Annotated in this window: 19 protein-coding genes; 14 read left to right on the forward strand and 5 right to left on the reverse strand. The window is 66.4% G+C overall.

What is annotated here, in order from left to right; genetic code table 11:
• The first annotated feature begins 1 nt into the window (after position 1).
• The gene (locus OLX23_RS20300) at positions 2-1,009 is read left to right on the forward strand and encodes a glycosyltransferase family 2 protein (protein ID WP_264446948.1); all 1,008 of its coding nucleotides are present in this window, start codon (positions 2-4) and stop codon (positions 1,007-1,009) included.
• Positions 1,010-1,028: 19 nt separating this feature from the next.
• Here the strand turns inward: OLX23_RS20300 and OLX23_RS20305 are convergent, their stop codons facing one another.
• The 3 genes from OLX23_RS20305 to galE all read right to left on the reverse strand — a co-directional run bounded on the left by OLX23_RS20305 (position 1,029) and on the right by galE (position 4,064).
• On the reverse strand, positions 1,029-1,547 hold the full coding sequence (locus tag OLX23_RS20305) for a glycine cleavage system protein R (RefSeq protein ID WP_264446949.1): 519 nt from the start codon (positions 1,545-1,547) through the stop codon (positions 1,029-1,031).
• A gap of 69 nt (positions 1,548-1,616) precedes the next feature.
• The gene (locus OLX23_RS20310) at positions 1,617-2,939 is read right to left on the reverse strand and encodes an amidohydrolase family protein (protein ID WP_264446951.1); all 1,323 of its coding nucleotides are present in this window, start codon (positions 2,937-2,939) and stop codon (positions 1,617-1,619) included.
• A 126-nt stretch (positions 2,940-3,065) separates the two neighbouring features.
• Positions 3,066-4,064: a UDP-glucose 4-epimerase GalE gene (gene galE / locus OLX23_RS20315; protein WP_264446952.1), complete on the reverse strand. Its 999-nt coding sequence runs from the start codon at positions 4,062-4,064 to the stop codon at positions 3,066-3,068.
• Between the two features lie 115 nt (positions 4,065-4,179).
• On the opposite strand from galE, the gene OLX23_RS20320 reads away from it, so the two are divergent.
• From OLX23_RS20320 to OLX23_RS20335, 4 genes are all read left to right on the forward strand, one after another.
• Positions 4,180-4,485, forward strand: a complete 306-nt coding sequence (locus tag OLX23_RS20320; protein WP_264446953.1) for a hypothetical protein — start codon at positions 4,180-4,182, stop codon at positions 4,483-4,485.
• A gap of 134 nt (positions 4,486-4,619) precedes the next feature.
• A complete protein-coding gene (locus OLX23_RS20325; protein WP_264446954.1) occupies positions 4,620-4,862 on the forward strand; it encodes a hypothetical protein in 243 nt (80 codons plus the stop codon).
• A 197-nt stretch (positions 4,863-5,059) separates the two neighbouring features.
• Positions 5,060-6,463 carry an exopolysaccharide biosynthesis polyprenyl glycosylphosphotransferase gene (locus tag OLX23_RS20330; protein WP_264446956.1) on the forward strand — a complete coding sequence of 468 codons (1,404 nt, stop codon included), beginning with the start codon at positions 5,060-5,062 and terminating at the stop codon, positions 6,461-6,463.
• 35 nt (positions 6,464-6,498) lie between these two features.
• Positions 6,499-7,788 (forward strand): cell wall hydrolase, encoded by a 1,290-nt coding sequence (locus tag OLX23_RS20335; protein ID WP_264446957.1) that lies wholly within the window; start codon positions 6,499-6,501, stop codon positions 7,786-7,788.
• Here the strand turns inward: OLX23_RS20335 and OLX23_RS20340 are convergent.
• Positions 7,785-8,912 (reverse strand): glycosyltransferase family 4 protein, encoded by a 1,128-nt coding sequence (locus OLX23_RS20340; protein ID WP_264446958.1) that lies wholly within the window; start codon positions 8,910-8,912, stop codon positions 7,785-7,787. The genes OLX23_RS20335 and OLX23_RS20340 overlap by 4 nt on opposite strands.
• Positions 8,913-8,921: 9 nt before the next feature.
• Entirely contained in the window at positions 8,922-10,085 is a 1,164-nt protein-coding gene (locus OLX23_RS20345; RefSeq protein WP_264446960.1) for a glycosyltransferase, read from the reverse strand.
• Positions 10,086-10,214: 129 nt separating this feature from the next.
• On the opposite strand from OLX23_RS20345, the gene OLX23_RS20350 reads away from it, so the two are divergent.
• The 9 genes from OLX23_RS20350 to OLX23_RS20390 all read left to right on the forward strand — a co-directional run bounded on the left by OLX23_RS20350 (position 10,215) and on the right by OLX23_RS20390 (position 20,110).
• Positions 10,215-11,519, forward strand: a complete 1,305-nt coding sequence (locus tag OLX23_RS20350) for a lipopolysaccharide biosynthesis protein (RefSeq protein ID WP_264446961.1) — start codon at positions 10,215-10,217, stop codon at positions 11,517-11,519.
• Complete coding sequence (locus OLX23_RS20355; protein ID WP_264446962.1) at positions 11,516-12,568, forward strand: glycosyltransferase family 4 protein; 1,053 nt, start codon at positions 11,516-11,518, stop codon at positions 12,566-12,568. Before OLX23_RS20350 ends, OLX23_RS20355 begins: the two co-directional genes overlap by 4 nt.
• A gap of 85 nt (positions 12,569-12,653) precedes the next feature.
• The gene (locus OLX23_RS20360; protein ID WP_264446963.1) at positions 12,654-13,709 is read left to right on the forward strand and encodes a glycosyltransferase family 4 protein; all 1,056 of its coding nucleotides are present in this window, start codon (positions 12,654-12,656) and stop codon (positions 13,707-13,709) included.
• 47 nt (positions 13,710-13,756) lie between these two features.
• The gene (epsC, locus tag OLX23_RS20365; RefSeq protein WP_264446964.1) at positions 13,757-14,302 is read left to right on the forward strand and encodes a serine O-acetyltransferase EpsC; all 546 of its coding nucleotides are present in this window, start codon (positions 13,757-13,759) and stop codon (positions 14,300-14,302) included.
• A gap of 16 nt (positions 14,303-14,318) precedes the next feature.
• Positions 14,319-15,578, forward strand: a complete 1,260-nt coding sequence (locus OLX23_RS20370; protein WP_264446966.1) for a glycosyltransferase family 4 protein — start codon at positions 14,319-14,321, stop codon at positions 15,576-15,578.
• Complete coding sequence (locus OLX23_RS20375) at positions 15,575-16,600, forward strand: polysaccharide pyruvyl transferase family protein (protein ID WP_264446968.1); 1,026 nt, start codon at positions 15,575-15,577, stop codon at positions 16,598-16,600. Before OLX23_RS20370 ends, OLX23_RS20375 begins: the two co-directional genes overlap by 4 nt.
• Positions 16,601-16,680: 80 nt before the next feature.
• Entirely contained in the window at positions 16,681-18,027 is a 1,347-nt protein-coding gene (locus OLX23_RS20380) for an AAA family ATPase (protein WP_264446969.1), read from the forward strand.
• Complete coding sequence (locus tag OLX23_RS20385) at positions 18,024-19,367, forward strand: GumC family protein (RefSeq protein WP_264446971.1); 1,344 nt, start codon at positions 18,024-18,026, stop codon at positions 19,365-19,367. Before OLX23_RS20380 ends, OLX23_RS20385 begins: the two co-directional genes overlap by 4 nt.
• A complete protein-coding gene (locus tag OLX23_RS20390; RefSeq protein WP_264446973.1) occupies positions 19,364-20,110 on the forward strand; it encodes a hypothetical protein in 747 nt (248 codons plus the stop codon). The genes OLX23_RS20385 and OLX23_RS20390 overlap by 4 nt, the downstream gene beginning before the upstream one ends.
• The last annotated feature ends 8 nt before the right edge of the window (positions 20,111-20,118 follow it).

Genomic DNA, 20,118 nt, shown 5'->3' on the forward strand with positions numbered 1-20,118 from the left:
CATGACGATCGCCGCCACGCTGATCGCCCGCAACGAGGCGCGCTGCATCGTGCGCTGCCTCGACAGCGTGCGGCCCTTCGTCGATCGCCTGTTCGTGCTCGATACCGGTTCGACCGACGGCACTCAGCAACTCGCGCGCCAGGCCGGCGCCGAAGTCCAGCATTTCGACTGGCCCGACGACTTCTCTATCGCACGCAATCGCGCGCTCGAACTCGCCGATGCCGACTGGCACCTCGTCATCGACGCCGACGAGCACATCGAGCGTGGCGGCGAACTGCTGCGCCCCTGGTGCGCCGCAGGGCCAAGGCTCGGCCGCGTCCTGATCAATCACGCCTTCGACGATAGCGCGGCCGGAGCGGTCACGGTGGCGCGATCCTGGTCCACGCGCGTGATTCCGCGTGGCGCCCGCTTCGAGGGCCGCGTCCACGAACAGGTCGCCTCGCCGCTGCCGCGCGAACGGCTGGAAATACACCTCGGCCACGACGGCTTCCGCGATGCCCAGCTCGAAACCAAGCGTGATCGCAACCGCAACCTGCTGCTGCGCGACATCGCCGAGCGGCCGGACGACGAATATGTCGCCTATCAGCTCGGCGTCGAAGCCGAAGGCCGCGGCGAATATGTCCAGGCCTGCGAGTGGTACGAGAGAGCGCTGACGGACACCCGGCTCGAGGCGAGCTGGTTCCACGATCTGCTGATCCGCCTGCTCCATTCGCTGGGCCAGGCCGGCCGCGTCGATGACGGGCTCTCGCTCGCCCAGGCGCATATGGAGGCGATGAACGAATCGCCCGACTTCTACTTCGTGGTCGGCAATCTCGCGCTCGACCGGGCGCTGCTCGATCCGGCGGACGCGCTCGACCACTGGCTGCCGCTCGCGGTGACCTGTTGGGAACGCTGCCTGGAGATCGGCGAACGCCCCGAGCTGGAGGGCAGCGTCGCCGGCCGCGGCAGCCACCTTGCGACCTACAACCTCGACCTCGTCAAAGGCCAGATCGCGCTGCTGGGACGCTGATGCGCGATCGCGTTCGGCGTCAGGCCGGCTTGATCGTGAAATCGACCATGATCTCGCCCGAGATCGCCTCGAGCGCGTTCTGGACCGCCTCGGGCGTGGTCGCATCGGGAACGGTCAGCCGCGCCGTGGCGCGGAACAGCTGCTCGGCGGACATCGAGCCGACCTCGGTGCGCGTGGTGAAGTCCTCGATATTGACGCCGAGCCCGGCGAGCACCGCGGTCACCTCGTGGACGATGCCCGGTCGGTCCTGACCGACGAGTTCGAACCATAGTGGCTTGCCTTCGACCACCACCTCGCCGCCCGTGGGCACGATCGCGACGTGCAAGCCCCCGGCGTTGAGCCGCGCGACGGCCGCCTCGAGTTCGCCGATCCGCGCGGCGTCGAGTTCGACGAGGATCGCACCGACATATTTGCCGCCGAGATGGCTGAGCTGGCTTTCGAGCCAATTGCCGCCGGCGCTGAACACCGCTTCGGCGAGGCCCTGGGTCAGGCCGGGGCGGTCGCCGCCGACCGCGGAGAGGATCACGCTCGTCTTCATGCGGAGCGGTTTAGGCCCTTCCACAGCGAAGGGAAAGCGGCCCGGTCGAAACCGGGCCGCCAATCGTAATCAGGCGTCGGCCGGCTCGGCGTGACGCGTGAACATGGCCATCACGTCGCCCGAGGTCACCGGACGGACTTCGCCGACCTGGGCCGGACGCTCGCCGCTCTGCGACTTGATCGAGACGTCGACGCCCTTGGCCGCGGCCTTGGCACGCAGCGCGCCGACGTTGAGCGTCTCGCGGGTGTTCTCCTTGAACGGGTTGAACCTGAACTCGCGCATGGCGTTGCGATGGGTGATCAGGTCGATCGCCTCGTCGCTGAGGTGCTGGACCGACTTCCACAGCACTTCGGGAGCGTAGGGCCAGGGCGTGTCCGAGTGCGGATAATCGGTCTCGAACATCACGCGATCCTCGCCGATGAGGTCGAGATTGCGCAGGCCATAGGCATCGTCGATGAAGCAAGAGGTGAAGTTGCGGCGGAACACCTCGCTGGGCTTCATGTCGCCGAAATAGGTGTTCGAATGGGTCCAGGCACCGTGCTGCTCGTGGCTGTAGTCAGCGCGCTCGGTCAGATAGGGGATCCAGCCGATGCCGCTTTCGGACAGCGCCACCTTCATCGTCGGATAGCGGTGCAGCGCGGCCAGATTCATCCAGTCGGCGGCACCGAAAGCCACGGCCATCGGCATCGTCGCGATGTTCACCTCGATCGGCGATTCCATCGACGGGTGCGGACTGACGTTGCCGCAGCCGATGTGCAGGCAAACCGTGGTGTCGTTGTCCACCAAGGCCTTCCAGAACGGCTCCCAATGGTCGCTGTGGACGCTGGGCAGGCCGCGCTTGGTCGGGTTATCGTTGAACACCACGGCGTGGCAGCCCTTGGCGGCCAGGCGCTTGACCTCGTCGGCCATCAGCTGCGGATCCCACAGCGGCAGCAGGCCCAACGGGATGAAGCGATCGGGATAGGCGCCGCACCACTCGTCGATGTGCCAGTCGTTGTAGGCGCGCAGGTGGGTCAGCGACTGCTTCTTGTCGGGCGCCTGGAGGTAGACGCCGCCGTCCATCTGCGCGAGGCTGGAGAAGTTCATCGAAGCCGCGATGCCGCCGACGTCCATGTCGTCGATGCGCGCGTGAACGTCGTAGCAGCCCTTGCGCAGCTGGTTGAGGTTGGTCGGCTCGAAGCCGTATTCCTCGCGCGGGCGGCCGACCACGGCATTGAGCGCGACCGAGCCCATCTGCATGCCCTGGTATTCCCAGTAGTTCGCGCCGTTCTCACGCTCGCGCAGCTTGGGAGCCGTGGCGTAGTCCTCACCCGAGAGCTGGTTGTCGAACACCTCGGCGGGTTCGGTGATGTGATCGTCGACGCTGATCAGCACCATGTCTTCCATTTTCATCGCACGCACTCCCGATCGTCTCTTCTTGAATGACGAGAGCCTGCGCTAAGAAAACGGTCAGATCAACGGCAATCACGCCCCGCACGACGGCATCGCCGGGGCGGGATCACCCGCGTGCCGGCGATATCAGCCGCGTTCGGAGAGCTTTCGCTCCCAGGCCAAGGCATGCTCGACGATGGTATCGAGGTCCGCATGCTGGGGCACCCAGGGCAAGGTCGCGCGGATCTGGTTGTTATCCGCGATCAGGCTGTCGGGATCGCCGGCACGGCGCGGACCGATCTCGCGCGTGATGGTCTGCCCGGTGACGCGGTCGACCGCGTCGAGCACCTCGAGGACCGAAAAGCCACGACCATAGCCGCAGTTCATCGTCAGCGAGCGCACAGGCTCGGCGATCAGCGCGCCAAGCGCCAGGACATGCGCCTGGGCAAGGTCTGAAACGTGGATGTAATCGCGCACGCCGGTGCCGTCGGGCGTCGCGTAGTCGCTGCCGAACACGCCGACGTAGCTGCGCTTGCCCAGCGCCGCCTCGACCGCGACCTTGATCAGATGCGTCGCGCCGGCGGTCGACTGGCCGCTGCGCGCCTGCGGATCGGCGCCGGCCACGTTGAAATAGCGCAGCGCGCAGAAATTGATCGGATGGGCCGCAGCGGTGTCGGCCAGCATCAGTTCGGTCATCAGCTTCGACATGCCATAGGGATTGATCGGCAGCTTGGGCGAGGCCTCGGTCACCGGCGAGACTTCGGGAATGCCGTAAGTCGCCGCGGTCGAGCTGAAAATGAAATGCGGCACCCCGGCCGCGACCGCCGCGGCCAGCAGGCTGCGGCTCTTGGCGGTGTTGTTGTGGTAATACTTGAGCGGGTTCTCGACCGACTCGGGCACGATGATCGAGCCGGCGAAATGCATGATCGCGCGCGTGCCCTGCTCGGCGAAAATGCGTGCGAGCAGATCGCCGTCCTCGATGTCGCCTTCATAGAACGGCACACCGTCGGGCACCGCCCAGCGGAAGCCGGTCGACAGGTTGTCGATCACGGCGACGGGCCAGCCAGCGTCGGTCAGGGCGAGGACGGCATGGCTGCCGATGTAGCCGGCGCCGCCGGTCACGAGTACGGGGATCTTGTCGCTCATCTGTGCGGCTTAGCACAGTAGCACGACACGAAAACAAGCTCTTCGCGCGCTGCGGCGCAACATGCGCTCGGCTCGACGAATTCGCCTTGCAAGCCTTCTGCAGCCCCCGGCCGCAGTGGACGACGAAGTGCCCTATGGGCGCGATAAGGCGATTTTAACCACAGACCTGCACCGAAGCGCGACCTTTGGCCGGTATCAGGCGATCAAACCATCGCATTGCCAAGGAAGCACCATGAGCGCTCAGGACAAGATCGTCGTTGCCGTCGCAGAAGCCGGTCGCTCGCGTGGAGCCTTCGTTGCAACGGCGTCGCGCACGGCAGAACTCCCCATCGCGGAACAGCTGATCCAGGCCGTTTCGCGTGGTGCTGGCGTGGTGGCCCTGCTCGGCACGGTCGCGATGATGGGCTGGTTCGCGCTCTGATCCGCGACCTGTCGGAAAGCTCCTCGGGCTGCCTCCGACGAACCGTGCATTTTCAATGGCAAGTTGCCGCGTTTTCGCGTATTCGCGGTTAATAATCCCGATTGCGGGATTCGGGATGCATGGAAAGGTTGGGCATGGTGCAGCGCGATCTGCACGGCGGTGACGCGTTGCCGTCCGACGATACTATCGCAGAGGGATCGGCAAACCGCGATGCATCCGCATCGGGTGCGTTCAATACGCGTGCCAAGCCTGCGCCGCAGCCCGCCGAAAAATCCCCCGTCGAACAGGCCGAATCGATCGTCCAGTTCGTATCCCGTGCCGCCGGGCCGCTGGCCATGATCGGCGTGCTCATCGGGCTCTATCTGCTGATTTTCTGACCGGCCATTCCGGCTGCGGCTGGATTAACGAGTCGACGACCTTCGTTCATCTGGGCGTCAGGAAGCCTGCGATCACTTGTGCCCTTATAGCGGACAACCCGAGTGGCGGGGTCCTAGCATTCGCGTCTCGAGCGGGGTAACCTCGCTGCACTGCACAAATTGCGGTTTAGGCGGGTCGAGACAATCGCGGAGCTCCTGTGACGGTTCAGCATCAACTTGAAATCGACGCCGCTGCCCTGGCCGCGATCCCCAATCGCGCCGGAGGCCTGTCGAAGAAGACACTGCGCCTGAAGCTCTATATCGAGCTATTTGCGCTCGACATGTTTCTTCTGATCGCCGCACCGCTCGTTCCGAACATCGTCGCGACCGTAGCGGGCTTGCCGCCGAGCAATTTCTACAGCTCGACCGCGATATTCTTGATCTACGCGATCCTGTCGATGCTGCGCGGGGGCTATTCGATCGAAACCTTGGGCAGCAGCCTCTGCGCGGTGCGCGACGGCCTGATCTCGCTGTCGATGTCGCTGCTGATCATCCTGATGGTGGCCTTCTTCTTCAAGGACAGCAGCGGAATCTCGCGGCTGAACTTCGGCATCGTGGCGGTGACGAGCACCTTCTTCCTGGTGCTGGGACGCGCGCTTTTCCCGATCTATGCGCGGCGCGCGGCGAACGGCACGCTGATCGACGAACTGATCATCGTCCACGGCAAGGCTCCAAGCATCGAGCGCAAGGGCGCCGTGATCCTCGACGCCGATCGCGCCAATCTGATCCCCGACCTGCACGATCCTTATACGATGCACCTGTTCGGCACGGTGGTCTCCGCCTTCGATCGCGTGCTCATCGACAGCGATCCCGAATATCATCGCGCATGGGCGCTGATGCTCAAGGGCGCGAACATCAACGGCGAGATCTTCGTCGAGCAGGCCAACCACCTCGGCGCCATCGGCATGGGCAAGTTCCACGGCCAGGACACGCTGCAGGTCGCGCGCCAGCCGCTGAGCCTCGCGCACCGCATGCAGAAGCGCATGCTCGACATCGCCGTGTCGGTGCCGCTGATCATCGCGCTGTTCGTGCCGATGGTGCTCGTCGCGATCGCCATCAAGATCGACTCGCCGGGCCCGGTGTTCTTCCGCCAGCAGCGCGTGGGCCGCGGCAACCGCCTGTTCGAAGTGCTCAAGTTCCGCAGCATGAAGATCGAGAGCTGCGACGCCTCGGGCAACCGCTCGACCTCGCGCGACGACGATCGCATCACGCGTCTCGGCCGCTTCATCCGCGCGACCAGCATCGACGAACTGCCGCAGCTGCTCAACGTGCTGCTCGGCGACATGAGCCTGGTCGGCCCGCGGCCGCACGCGCTGGGCTCGCTCGCCGGCGAAAAGCTGTTCTGGCAGGTCGACGAGACCTATTGGCTGCGCCACCAGCTCAAGCCCGGAATCACCGGCCTCGCCCAGGTCCGCGGCCTGCGCGGCAACACCGTCACCACCTCGGACCTGACCGACCGCCTCGACGCCGACATGGAGTATATCCAGGGCTGGAACATCTGGCGCGACGTGGCGATCCTGGTGAACACGGCGCGGGTGGTCTGGCACCCGAACGCCTACTGAGCGGCGCCAGGGCCTGACGGCCACGCCCCCAAACAATGGCCTACGCCACCACCCTCTCCCGGCCCGGCGCCGCGCAGCGCATCAGGAGTGAAGACACGCCGCCGCGCAGCCCCGCTGCGCCGCCAATGCCGCCGCCCCAGCCCGCGCGGGACCGGCATTGGCATCGGCGACCACGCGCAGGCCTGTGGATCGGGCTGACGCTCGGCCTCGCAGCCCTGATCGCCGCTGCGTTCTACCTGACGCAGCCCGATCAGGCGAAGACCTCGACCAGCAGCCTGCGCGAAACGGTCTCTACGGCGACCAAGGCACCGCCGCTGCTTCCGCCGGTCGAAACGCTCGAGGTCCTGCCGATCGGTCCCGACGATGCGCGCGCGCGGAACGCGCGGCAGCCTTTCGTATCCGGACCGATCACCGCCGCGCGTCCGTTCGTGTTCCGCGGCGACGCCCAGGCGCGCTCGCTCGCGCGCGACTGCCTGGCCGCGGGCGCTTGGTACGAAGCCGGCAACGACGCGGTGGGCCAGAGCAGCGTCGTCCAGGTCATCCTCAACCGCGTGCGGCATCCGGCCTTCCCCGCCGATATCTGCTCGACCGTATTCCAGGGTTCCGAACGCCGGACCGGCTGCCAGTTCTCGTTCACCTGCGACGGCTCGATGGCCCGCCGGCGCCCGTCGCCAGCGCAATGGATCAAGGCGCAGGCGCTCGCCGACAACGCCCTGTCAGGCTTCGTCGACCCGCGCGTCGGCGTCGCCACGCACTATCACACCGACTGGGTCGTGGCGAAGTGGAGCCCGAAGATGGAGAAGCTGACCAAGGTCGGCACGCACCTGTTCTTCCGCTGGCCGGGCAGCTTCGGCCGGCCGCAGGCCTTTGCGCGCCGCACATTTTCGCCCGAAGCCTTCGAGCCGCTGATGGCCGCGCTGTCGCCGGCGCATGCGCTGGGGCCGACGGCACAGATCGCGGGACTTCCGCCCGTGCCCGCGGCCGGCCGTGAAGCCACCGACTATGCCGCGCAGGGCAAGAACTTCCCGAAGGACGTCGGCGCCGGCACGCGCGCGCTCGCGAGCCACAGCATCGTGCGGCGCGACCCGGCGGGCGGAAAGTTCGTCATGCAGGTATCGGACTCGGCCGGCGCGGGTACCTATGCCCTCAGCGCACTGGCGCTCTGCCGCGGCCTCGCGACCTGCGAGGTCGTGGGGATGCGCGATGCCTCCAACGGTACTGCCACCAAGCTCGCCTTCCGCTATCGCCGGCTTGCCGGCGGCGCGGAAACCGCGCAATGGGACTGCAAGGCCTCGCCGCGCCCCCAGGCGAACCAGTGCCTCTAGCTAGGCTGGGTGGTCAGTAGCCGGTCGTAGAGATCGTCGATCTCGCTGACGAGCCGTTCGGCGGTGTAGTTGAGCAGGAAGTGTTCGTGGGCGCGCTCGCGGTAGTCGGCGAGCTGCTCCTGCGTCACCTCGCCCAGGAAACGCCGCAGCGCCAGCACGTTGTCCGAGGGGAACATGAAGCCGTAGTGCCCGCTCTCGAGGATCTCGTTCAGACCGCCGACCGCCGAGCCGGCGACGGGAAGCTTGCAACGCATCGCCTCGACCGCGACGAGGCCGAAACCCTCCCAGCGTGACGGAATGACCAGCAGATCGGCGCTGAGCATCTGCGCCGTAACCGCCTCGCGGCTCATCCAGCCCATGAAGCTCACGCCTGGCCTTTCGACCACCCCGGCCGAACGCGGCCCGACGACGTGATCGCCGACGGCGCGGATGCAGACGCGATCGACCAGCGGCTCGGCCGCCTCGAGCAGGACGTCGAGGCCCTTCTGTCGGTCGAAGCGCCCGACGAACAGCAGCTTCAGCCGATCATCGTCCCAGTCGGCCGGCGCTACGGCGGGCGGCATCCGCGTGATCCCGTTGAGGATCGTGCTGATCCGCTGCGGATCGATGCCGATTTCGAGCCCACGATCGTATTCGTACTGCGAGATCGCGATGATGTGATCGGCGCGCCGCGACAGCACGCGCTCGAGCATGGCAAACAGCTTGCGCGTTGTCGGCCGCTTCGACATCTCGAAGGTCCAGCCGTGCGCACAATAGACCAGCGCCCCCTTCGGCCGGGGAAACAGGCGCGTCACCAGCCCCGCCCCCGTCGAATGCGCGTGGACGACGTCAGGCCGGTGCCGTTTCCAGACCGAGCGATAGCGCAGCGCCAGGTTGGCGAGCCCGCGATAGCGCCCGGGGCGCTTGAAGAATTCGAGCGTCACCGCCGAATTGCGCAGTTCCGGCTCAAGATAGTGCGCGTGATCCTGGGGGATGAACAGGATCACGTTGCCGGCACCGTAGAGCGCGAGCTGGCGCGTGAGCAGCTCGGTCAGATATGTACCCGTTCCACCCGCCACCGTATCGCAGACATGCAGGACCTTCTTGGCCCTAGCGCTGCCCGGTGGATCTCTCGTCCCTTCCATGGGCATCCCTCATTTTATGGCCGCATGAAACACTTCCAGCGTTCGTGCGGAGACCTTGTCGGCGGTCAGATTTTCCATGACGTGCACTTTCGCCCGCGCCGCCAGATCGGCGGCCAGCTTGGGATCATCGAGCATCGTCCGCAAACAGTGCGCAAATGAGGCAACGTCACCCGGCTCGGCGAGCAGGGCAGTCACCCGATCGATCGACACGTCGGTGACACCCGTCGGCAGGTTGGTGGCGACCACCGGAGCGCCGCAGATCATCGCTTCGACCTGCGAAAGTCCGAAGGCCTCGGTGATCTCGTTCGACGGGAAGGCGAAGAGATCGATCGCGGCGAGCAGCCGCAGTTTCTCGCGGTGCGAGATGCGGCCGAGGAAGTGCACGCGGTCGGTGATGTTCAGCTCGCGCGCGATGCGCTGGATCTCGTCGTAATACTCGCCCGTACCGCCGATCACGGCATGGACGCCGGGCAGCGTGACCAGCGCGTGGAGCAGCACGCCGAGGCCCTTGTAGCGCGCGATCCGGCCGACGAAGCCGATCAGCGGCGCATCACCCGAGAGCTCGCGGCGCCAAGCCTTCGCCTCCTCGATGAGCTCGGCATCGAGCTGGTACTCCTCGGGTTTGATACCCAGCGGAACGACCTGATAGTTCGCATGCCGCGGCAGATCGCGCGACACCTCCAGGTTCTTCTTCGACGTGACGATCACGGTCTTCGACCGGCGGACGAGGTGACGCACGAAGGGCAGCGACAATGCGCGCAGCAGCTTGCGGCCGAAGATCTCCATGTGATGGATCACCACCACCGGCGGCACCTTGCGGCCCAGCCCCTGGAGCAGGAACAGCGCGGTGGTGAAGGGGTTCGGCGAATGGAAGTTGATCAGGTCGTAGTCGGCGAAGCGGACTCCGCGAAACATGCCGAAAGAAATCGGCTGACCCTTTAAAAACAGGTCCTGATTGCGCCGTATGACGGTTACGCCATTTATAACTTCGGAAGATTCTCCCGATTCATGATTATTCACCAGAACCGTGACATCATGATACTTGGCAGCATACTCGGCGACAATCTGGGTAACCTCCTCAATCCCCCCACGGAACGGAGTGTAGAATTTACCTACAACCAATATCTTCATAGAAGACTGCCCGATCTTCGTTGAATGATGCTTATGCTGCATTGCATCATTGCGTGCTATGCAATAGAAACGGCTGCCGCAAGCCCGCGTGCGGTACGTTGACGCTGGCTATCGACGCACGCCCCGCGAGGGGCTTGAGAAGGAGCCCCGCATGGCAGAGAAAGCCGCGGCATGATGTCGTCGCGCCTTCGCCGATTGGCCACAGGGGGAGGCCTCAACCTCGTCCTGCGCGCCGCCACGCTCGCCTTCCGTTTCGGCCTGTCGTTCTACGTGGTCAGCTACCTCGGGCTGCAGGCCGCGGGCATCTATGGCCTGCTGCTCGGCGCCGTGGGCGTCGCGCCCGCGCTGATCGGCTGGGGGCTCAACTATTTCGTCGCGCGCGAGGTCGTCGGCCGGACGCCCGACGCCGCAGCCGGGTTGGTCAAGACCCGGCTGACGGTCACCTTCGTCTCGCTGAGCCTGCTGACGATCGTCGCCGCAATCGCCGCGAGCGTGACCGGTATCGAATGGCGGCCGCTGTGGTTGCTGGTCCTGGCACTGATCTGGCTCGAGACCTTGGCGCTCGACCTCTACCTCCCGCTGATCGGGCTCGAACTCGCCACCCAGGCCAATGTCGTCGTCTTCGTCCGCTCGGCGCTCTGGGTACCGATCGCGGTGGCCGCCGGCATGGCCTGGCACGACCTGCGCTCGCTCGACGCGCTCTGCGCCTTCTGGATCGGCGGGCACCTGCTGAGCCTGGCGCTGATGGCGCGCTTCCTGCGCGCCTGGCCGGTCTGGGAACGACTCGCCGACCCGGTCGATCGTGGTTGGATTCGCGACCGCCTGAGCCGGTCGTGGTACATCTATCTGAGCGACCTCGGCATCGTCGGGCTGATCTACCTCGACCGCTACATGGTCTCGGGCCTGCTCGGCCTGACCGCGACGGGCATCTACACCTTCTACTGGTCACTGGCGAACGCGCTGCAGACCTTGATGCAGGCCTCGGTGGTTCAGCTCGCGCTGCCGCGGCTGGTCAAGGCCTATGGCCAGCGCGACATGGCGCTTTGGAGCCGGCTGGTGAAGAGCGAACTGCTCAAGGCGATCGTCGTGTCGCTGGGCCTCGCGGCGCTGATGTTCGTGGCGATGGAACTGGTCTTCGTCTTCGACAAGAGCGGCCACTTCCCGCGCGAGCGCGAACTGTTCGGCTGCCTTCTGCTCGCCTCGGTGCTGCGCGCGGGATCGGACCTGCTCAACGTCTGCATCACCAGCAGCGGCCGCGACCGCTACTATGCGGCGAGCAACGTCGCCGGCGTGTTCCTCTCGCTGGCCTGCGCCTTCGTCGGGATCTCGCTGTTCGGCCTGATCGGCAGCGGCCTGGGCGCTGCGGCGACCGCGGCGATCCTGATCGTGTCGCGCTTGATCCACCTGCGCGGCATCGTGCGCAGCGAAGCCGGCGAAGGTGGCGCGATGCCGGTGCCCGCGCGGAGCGAGGCGTGATCTACATCAACGGGCGGTTCCTCACCCGAACCGTGACCGGCGTAGAGCGCTTCGCGATCGAGATCGTCCGCGCGCTCGATGCAACGCCTGACGCCGAGAGCTTCTGCCTGCTGGCACCGTACGGCGTCGCGCGACCCGACTGGCTGCGCAATATCGGCTTCGCCACGGTCGGCCGGCTGAACGGGCACGCCTGGGAACAGATCGAACTGTTCGCGGCCGCACGGCGCGGCGCGTTGCTCAACCTGTGCAATTCGGGGCCGGTGCTGCATCCGCGGTCGCTCGTGGTGCTCCACGATGGTTGGGTCTTCCGCCATCCCGACCATTTCTCGCGCACCTATCGGCTGTTCCACCAGACGCTCGATCGCGTGCTGGCGAAGCGGGCGCGGATCGCCTCGGTATCGCAATTTTCCCGCGAAGAACTCGCCGCGATCCTCGCGCTCGATCCGGCGCGCGTCACGGTGATCCCGAACGCGGCCGATCATCTCGATCGCATCGCGCCCGATCCCGCGATCACCGAACGGCTGGGGCTCGGCGGTTCGCGCTATCTGCTGATGGTCGGATCCTTCGCGCCGAACAAGAACATCCCCATGGCCATCCGCGCCTTCCTCGATTGCGCGAAGCCCGACGAGCAATTGGTCATCGTCGGCGCCAAGGTCGACGTTTTCGCCAACGACACGCCAAGCGACCTGCCTGGCAAGGTGATCCTCGCCGGCCGCGTCAGCGATCGCGAGCTCGCGGCGCTCTACAAGGGCGCCCACGCGCTCGTGTTCCCCAGCATCTACGAGGGGTTCGGCATCCCCCCGCTCGAAGCGATGCACCTGGGGATTCCGGTGCTCGCCAGCCATATTCCCGTGGTGCGCGAGGTCTGCGGCGAGTCCGCGCTCTATTTCGATCCGCGCGATCAGCAGGCGATTGCCGAGTCCATGCGCCGGGTCTTCGACGACGATCACCTGCACGCCAGATTAACGAGCGCGGCCCGGCTTCGGGCTACCGGCTATTCATGGCAGGTCAGCGCAAATCGGCTGACGGAGCTCTCCGGCACCCTGTAGTGTGCACTGCAGCATAAATCGTTTGCTGCGCACACTTGGAATCAGGGCGTTCGTCTGGATGCATGTCGTTATCAACGGCCGATTTTTGACCCAACCGGTCACCGGTGTGCAGCGCTATGCCCACGAGGTGACTCGCGCGCTCGACGACCTGCTCGACGAGCGGAGCGACGTCAGCCTGGAGATTCTCTGTCCTGAACTGAACGGCCCTAGCCCCATCTATCGCAACATCGCGGTGCGCAGCGTCGGCTCGGCGGCGGGCCACGCCTGGGAGCAGATGGTCCTGCCGCGCGCCTTCAAGGGCGACGCGCTGTTCTGCCCCGGCAACACCGCGCCGATCGCCTCGCTGCTCGGCAAGCCGCGTGTCGTCGTCTGCGTGCACGACCTCTCGTACCTCTATTTCCCAACCGCCTACAGCCTGCCGTTCCGCGCGGTCTACAACGTCCTGACGCCGACGATCTTCCGCCATGCGGACCACGTCATCACCGTCTCAAACTCCGAGAAAACCGCGATTACGTCGCGTTATCCGCACATTTCACCGCGCATCACCGCGGTGCAGAACGGGGGCCTCGCAGCCTCGGTCGACACCGCCGCGCCGGCGCTGGCCGACCTGCCCGAGCCCGGCTATGTCCTCTATGTCGGCAGCCTCAGCAAGCGGAAGAACTTCCCGCGGATGTTCGAGGTCGCCTGCGATCTGGCACGCCGGCGCGGGCAGCGCACGGTCTTCGTCGGCGGCACCGCCGCCTCGCTCGAGCAGTCCGATCTGACGATCGATCCCGACATCGCCGACAAGATCGTCTTCGCCGGCCAGATCAACGACACCGACCGCCTCGTACAGTACTACAAAGGCGCGAGCGTATTCATGTTCCCCTCGCTCTACGAGGCTTCGCCGCTGCCGCCAATCGAGGCCATGGCCTGCGGGGTGCCCGTGGTCTCATCGACGATTCCGTCGCTACTCGAGCGATGCGGCGATGCAGCAATTTACTGCGATGCAGAGGACGTTGGCTCGATCGCGAGCCAGGTCGAAGCCCTGCTCGACGATGAAAAACTGTCAGAAAACATAAGACTGAAGGGGCGAGAGCGAGCCAAGGCGTTCAACTGGCGCAACTGCGCCGAACGAACCCTTGAATTGATCGTCGGATGATGCACGGCCGCCCCCCGACACCGCCGCGGCCCTCTTTCCGCGCCGCCGTGCGTAGCGACCTCGCGCGCTATGCCGCCTCCGAAGGCCGCGCGGTCACCTGGGCTTTCACCCTGCGCATGATCTTCCTGATGCCGGGCTTCCAGTTCGTGCTCGCACGCCGCATCCAGGACCGGCTCTACCGCCTGCCGATCGTCGGCCGCGCGATGGGCCGGATCTGGTGGTGGTGGACCTGCCGCAGCTTCGGCGCCGAGATCGCCATCGCCGCCAGCATTGGCCAGGGCCTCTACGTGCCGCATCCCTATGGCATCGTCATCGGCGAATGCGCGATGGGCGACGGCGTGACGATCCTGCAGAACGTCACGATCGGCAAACGCTCTCGCGCGGCCGGCGGCATCCCGATCATCGGCGACGGCGTCTATCTCGCCGCCGGCGCCGTCATCGTCGGCGACGTGACGATCGGACCCAATGCCTCGATCGGCGCCAATGCCGTCGTCCTCAGCGACATTCCCGCGGGCGCCACCGCGGTCGGCGCCCCGGCCAAGCCGATGGGCAAGACCGCCACCGCCAAGCCGCTTTCCAACGCCGTCATCTGAAGGACCCACCGCACCCATGCGCATTCTGATGATCTCGTCGCTCTATCCACCCTTCGTCCGCGGGGGTGCCGAGATCTGCGCGCACAACCTGGCAACCTGGCTCGCCGGCGAGGGGCACGAGGTCTCGGTACTGACCACGACGCCCGATCCCGCACAGGAGACCTGGGGCGAGATCGAGGACGGCTGCCGCATCTACCGCGTCTCGCCGCCGCGCGCCTATTCGCCGTTCGACGCCGGCGACGCGCCCGGCTGGAAAAAGCCGCTGTGGCACCTGCAGGACCTGTTCGACCCGCGCAACGTCGCGCTGATGGACCGCGTGCTCGACGACGTGCGCCCCGATTTCGTCAACATCCAGTACATTCAGGGCCTCGGCTACAACGCCATGACCGCGATCGGCCGCCGCGACATTCCCGCGGTGTTCACGCTCCACGACCTCGGCCTGACCTGCGTGCGCATGTCGATGTTCGTCGATGGCAAGGAGTGCAACGGCCTGTGCACGCCCTGCCGCGCCAGCGCCGGAGTGAAGATGCGCTACCTGCGCTCGATGGATCGGCTGGGCTTCATCTCGCCCTCGACCGCCAATCTCCAGAAGCTGCAGAGCTTCCAGCCGGTCGGCGACTATCCGTGCCACCGCGTGCTCAATCCCAACGAGTACCCGCGCCCGACAGTCACGCGCGAGGAAGCCGGTGACCGGGTACGCCTGCTCTACGTCGGCCGCCTGCACACGTCGAAAGGCGTCCAGGTCCTGCTCGAAGCGCTCGACGGGCTCGGCCCGCAGCCGGGCTTCACGCTCGACGTGCTGGGTTCTGGGCCCGACGAGGCGGAGTGGCGCGCGCAGTACGGCGATCGTCCCTGGCTGCGCTTCGCCGGTCACGTCTCGCTGCAGGCGGTCGCCGACCAGATGGAGAACAGTGACATCCTGCTGGTGCCCTCGATCTGGAACGAGAACTCGCCGGGGGTGATCATCCAGGCGCTGCTGCAGGGTCTGCCGGTGATGGGCAGCGACAAGGGCGGCATTCCCGAGCTGGTCCAGCACGGCGAAAATGGCCTGCTGGTCGAAGCCGGCAGCGTCACGGCCTGGCGCACGGCGGTCGCCGAACTGGTCGCGAACCCGGCGCAGCTCGCGCCGCTACGCACCAATGCCCTCGCCGCATCGGGTCGCTTTGCCAAGACCGCGCTGAGCCACGAGGCACTGGCCGTGTTCGAGCAGATCCTGGCGAGCGCGCCCGAAGCGATCCGGACCCAGACCCGCGTTCCGGTGGGAGCCCACGCATGAACAGCCAGCCGAAGTTCGACAGCGCCTTCCCGCTCGACCCGCGCAGCGGGCAACCCGCACTCAAGCGGATCACACTCTACGATTCGTCGTATACCACCGACAATCTGGGCGATCAGATCATCATGAACGCGGTGCACGATCACCTGCGCGAGATCTTTCCCTACGGCTTCTTCACCGGCATCCCCTCGCACGACTATCCGGGCAAGCACGGCATCCAGAAGGCCGCCGAGTGCGATCACGCCTTCGTCGGCGGGACCAACATCATCGCCAGCCACTGGCTGCGCTATCACCAGATCAAGCTCTCGCTGGGCGACGTCCTGCGCGTGAAGCCGCTGATCCTGATGGGGGTCGGCTGGCACAAGTACCAGCGCGATCCCGATCCGGTGACCAACCGCATCCACCGCCGGCTTTTCGATCGCGAATACCTGCATTCGGTGCGCGACACCTACACCTACGAGAAGCTCAAGCGCTCGGGCATCGACAACGTCGTCTACACCGGCTGCCCGACGATGTGGCGGCTCACCCCCGAACACGCCGCGACGGTGCCGACCACGCGCGCCGACGAGGTGCTGTTCGCGCTGACCGCCTACCTGCGCGACGAAGCCGCCGACCGGGCGATCCTCGATCTACTCGTGCGCAGCTACAAGACCGTCCATTTCTGGCCGCAGATGTTCGACGACATGGCCTATCTGCTCGAGATCGGCAGCGACCACCTGCTCAGCGGTGCGGTCCAGATCGTCAAGCCGGGGCTGACCGACGTCGCCGACCTGCTGCGCCGCGACAACCTCGACTACGTGGGCCTGCGCCTGCACTGCGGCGTGCTGGCGCTGCAGCACAAGACACGATCGCTGATCGTAACCGTCGACAACCGCGCCTCGGAGATTTCGCGCGATACCGGCCTGCCGACCGTCGCGCGCGACGACCTCGCGCGCATCGATGAGTGGATCAAGGGTTCGGACCCGATCGCGCTGACCCTGCCGTTCGACGCGATCGCCGCCTGGAAGGGCCAGTTCGACCGCTGACCGTCCGCCGCCACGCGCGGCGCAGGTCATGGTCGAACGCCCCGTTTGTTGGATATTTTTCAGAGGAAGACGTCAATATCATGCCGAACTTCCTGAGACGCCTGATCGGTTGGCTCACCGGCGACACGGCCGCAGCCAAGCCCCAGCTCCTGACCTGGATCGGCGACGAGCCGCTTCCGGAAAAACCCGCGCCGGCACCGCCGCCACCGGCCGCCGCGGTGATCCGCCATCCCGCCAGCAAGAGCCAGCGCGTCCGCATCGTCCGTGCCTTCGACAGCTCGATGCCGGTCGAGGATCGCTCGGGCCTGTCGGGCCGCAGCACCGAACTGTCGCGGCTGACCAACGCCGTGGTCGAACAGGGCAAGCACGCGCTGGTGTTCGGTGGGCGCGGTTCGGGCAAGACCTCGCTGTCGCGCGTCTTCGGTGAACTCGCCGACGAGGCGCGCTTCCTCGTGCTCTACCATTCGGTCAGCGGCGACCTCGACTTCCGCGAGCTGATGGCGCCTTTCGTCCACGAACTGGTGGCAGTGGCATCGCAGGGCCGCCGCGCGATCGTCGCGCCCGAGGACGGCGCCAACGCCAGGCTCCTCGCCGACTGGATGGCGATCCATTTCGACCAGGACATCGTGCTGCTGCTCGACGAGTTCGACCGGATCCGCAATCCGCGGACGAAGGAAGAGCTGGCCAGCCTGATGAAGCTGCTGTCGGACATGCGGCTGCCGATCCGCCTGTTCATCATCGGCATCGCCGGCGACATCGAGGAACTGGTCGTCGGCCACCCCTCGCTGCGCCGCCACATGGAGGCGATCCAGCTCGGGGCGATCGCGCGTGCCGATCTCGATCACCTGCTCGATCACTGCTGCGCGATTGCCGGCATGACGATCGATCGCCCTGCGCGCGATGTTCTCGTCCGCGCGGCGATGGGCTCGGCCTATCACCTGCGGCTGTTCGGCATGCATGCCGCCCTGCGCGCGGAAGAGCGTCAAAGCCTGCAGATCACCGAGGTCGAGGTCGGCGCCGGCCTGACCAAGGCCCTGCTCGAATGGGCGATGATCAGCCGCGAGACGCACGACTGGTTCCGCCACCTGCTCAACGCCCCCGATGCCGTGCCCGACCAGCTCGGCGCGATCGCCGTGCTGGCGAGCTATGCCGGGCAGTTCGACGCCGCGGCGGTGGCCGACGCGCTGCGCTCGATCGGCGTGCCCGAGCACCAGATCGCGGTGCGCAGCGAAACGCTGATGCAACAGCTCGAGCGCGTGACCGACCCCGTCGGCAATCGCGGCGCGCGCATGTTCCGCGACAATCTGTCCGCGCAGTTCCTGATGCTGATGGTCGCCCGCCGGCAGCAGATTTTCGACGAGGAGGTGTCGCATCAGCGGCAGGACATGAGCCTCGCGTTCCAAGAGGTTGGGGAGGCATTCCGATGATACCATTGGTGGATCTTGTGGAAGCCGTACGCCAGCGCTGGCGCCTGGCCCTGTTCGGCGGGCTCGCGGTCTTCGCGCTGATCGTCATCATCGCGCTGGCCCAGCCGCGCTATTACGCGGCGGTCTCGTCGGTGGTGATCGACGTCAGCCAGTCCGACCCGACCGAAGAGGAAAAGTCGCTCAGCCCGCAGCAGATCGAGGCGATCGTCGGCACCCAGGCCGACGTCATCAAGAGCGAGGTCGTGCTGGCCGAAGTGGCACGCCGCGCCGGCCTGCTCGCGCGTCTGCCGGGGCTCGAGAACGACCGCCGCCAACAGGCGGTGGCGATCATCCGCAGCAACCTCAAGGTCGTCACCGACCGGACCAGCAACGTCATCCGCATCAGCTACATGGACAAGAAGGCCGAGCAATCGGCCAAGATCGTCAATCTCGTCGCCGACGTGTTCATGGAAAAGCAGGTCGAGCTTCGCGCCGTGCCCGCGCGTCGGAACGCGCAGTGGTTCAACGAGCGCACGGTCGAGGTTCGCCAGCGCTACGAACAGGCGCAGGAACGCCTGTCCAACTTCCAGCGCCAGCATGGCATCGTCGGCATCGATCGCATGGATCTCGAAGGCGATCGCGTGAAGACCTTGACCGACCAGTTGGTGATCGCCCAGGCCGATGCGGCGAAGGCGCATTCGGTCGCCGGTCGCGGTACCGTTCCCGAAGTCGCCGGCTCCGACATCGTCCAGAATCTGGAGCGTGAGGTCGCGACCCAGGCGGCCAAGACGCAGGATCTCGGCAAGACGCTCGGCGCCAATCACCCGCAGATGATCGCGGCCAGGGCCAACCTGCGCGAACTGCAGGCCTCGCTCGCCCAGGCCCGTTCGGGCCAGGAAGGCGCGCTCAGTGCCGCGAGCGGCGCCGCCAGCGCGCGCGAGCGTCAGTTGCGCGCGCTGCTCGCCGATCAGCAGGCGCGAATGATCGGCCTGTCGACGGTCCAGGACCAGCTGATGGTGCTCCAGCGCGACGTCGATGCCGCACGCCAGACCTACGATTCGGTGCGTCAGCGGTTCAACGAAGCCTCGCTGCAGGGCGAGATCTCGCAGGCCAGCGCGACGCGGCTCGATCACGCGGTGGTTCCCGTCTTCCCGGCGAAGCCCAATCTCATGCTGTGGTTCGTCGCCGCGGTGGTTCTGGGCGTGATTGCGGGCATCGTGCCGCTGCTGCTGCTCGAACTGGCCAAGCCGCGCATCCGTTCGGCACGCGGTGCCGCCCGCGCCACCGACGTCGAGCACATCCTCGACTTCACGCGGCCGATCAGCGTCGAACCGGCGCGCTTTGGGGGAGTGGCAGCATGAGAATCCGAGCCAAGATCGACCGGGCGCCGGCCAACGGTGGCTTCCCCTTCGCCGCCGCCTCGGTCGCCGCAGCCGCCGGGGTCGAACTCGACGTGCAGGACCCGCCCGGAGACCTGTCGAGCGAGCTCTTCGCCGCCTACGACATGGAACATTCGGCCGTACGCAAGATCCGCGCGCTGCGCGCGACGATACTGCAGGCGGTCGACCAGAAGCCGCGCGGCGAAGCGCTGACCTGCGCGCTGATCGGCATGGACTGCGCCGACGAATTGCCGGGCATCGCCGGCAACCTGGCGATCGTCATGGCCCGCCTCGGCATGCGTACCCTGCTGGTCGAGGCCGACTTCCGCGCGCCGCAACTGGCCCGGTTGTTCGGCCTGCCCGGCGATCACGGGCTCGTCGGCTATCTCGACGACAGCGACGAGCAGCCGGCGCCGCTGGCCACGGCGGTCGAGGGTCTGCAACTCCTGCCCGCCGGCGCCGAACAGGAGCTTTCGAGCCACTATCTCGAACGCTATTCGATCCTCGAGGCGACGCGCGGCTGGCCGGCCATGACCGAATGCGTGATCACCGGCCTGCCGATCGGCCGCGATCAGGAAGCCGGCTTCCTCGCCAGCGTCTTCGCCGGCTTCGACACCGCCGTGCTGCTGACCAAACAGCACCGCACGACCTACGACCGCGTGCGCTCGGTGATCGACGTGCTCGACGGCGCGGCGATCCCGATCGCCGGGACGGTCCTGCTCTGAAGGCCTGC

The organism is Novosphingobium sp. JCM 18896, assembly GCF_025938095.1.
Lineage (GTDB): Bacteria > Pseudomonadota > Alphaproteobacteria > Sphingomonadales > Sphingomonadaceae > Novosphingobium.

What these genes read in the sequence shown, in the direction of transcription:
- OLX23_RS20325 (WP_264446954.1), top strand. Translation starts at nt 4,620, where the DNA reads ATGGTGCAGCGCGATCTGCACGGCGGTGACGCGTTGCCGTCCGACGAT.
- OLX23_RS20300 (WP_264446948.1), top strand. Translation starts at nt 2, where the DNA reads ATGACGATCGCCGCCACGCTGATCGCCCGCAACGAGGCGCGCTGCATC.
- OLX23_RS20380 (WP_264446969.1), top strand. Translation starts at nt 16,681, where the DNA reads ATGCCGAACTTCCTGAGACGCCTGATCGGTTGGCTCACCGGCGACACG.
- OLX23_RS20350 (WP_264446961.1), top strand. Translation starts at nt 10,215, where the DNA reads ATGATGTCGTCGCGCCTTCGCCGATTGGCCACAGGGGGAGGCCTCAAC.
- OLX23_RS20375 (WP_264446968.1), top strand. Translation starts at nt 15,575, where the DNA reads ATGAACAGCCAGCCGAAGTTCGACAGCGCCTTCCCGCTCGACCCGCGC.
- OLX23_RS20340 (WP_264446958.1), bottom strand. Translation starts at nt 8,912, where the DNA reads ATGGAAGGGACGAGAGATCCACCGGGCAGCGCTAGGGCCAAGAAGGTC.
- OLX23_RS20335 (WP_264446957.1), top strand. Translation starts at nt 6,499, where the DNA reads ATGGCCTACGCCACCACCCTCTCCCGGCCCGGCGCCGCGCAGCGCATC.
- OLX23_RS20305 (WP_264446949.1), bottom strand. Translation starts at nt 1,547, where the DNA reads ATGAAGACGAGCGTGATCCTCTCCGCGGTCGGCGGCGACCGCCCCGGC.
- OLX23_RS20385 (WP_264446971.1), top strand. Translation starts at nt 18,024, where the DNA reads ATGATACCATTGGTGGATCTTGTGGAAGCCGTACGCCAGCGCTGGCGC.
- OLX23_RS20370 (WP_264446966.1), top strand. Translation starts at nt 14,319, where the DNA reads ATGCGCATTCTGATGATCTCGTCGCTCTATCCACCCTTCGTCCGCGGG.
- galE (WP_264446952.1), bottom strand. Translation starts at nt 4,064, where the DNA reads ATGAGCGACAAGATCCCCGTACTCGTGACCGGCGGCGCCGGCTACATC.
- OLX23_RS20390 (WP_264446973.1), top strand. Translation starts at nt 19,364, where the DNA reads ATGAGAATCCGAGCCAAGATCGACCGGGCGCCGGCCAACGGTGGCTTC.
- OLX23_RS20310 (WP_264446951.1), bottom strand. Translation starts at nt 2,939, where the DNA reads ATGAAAATGGAAGACATGGTGCTGATCAGCGTCGACGATCACATCACC.
- OLX23_RS20345 (WP_264446960.1), bottom strand. Translation starts at nt 10,085, where the DNA reads ATGCAGCATAAGCATCATTCAACGAAGATCGGGCAGTCTTCTATGAAG.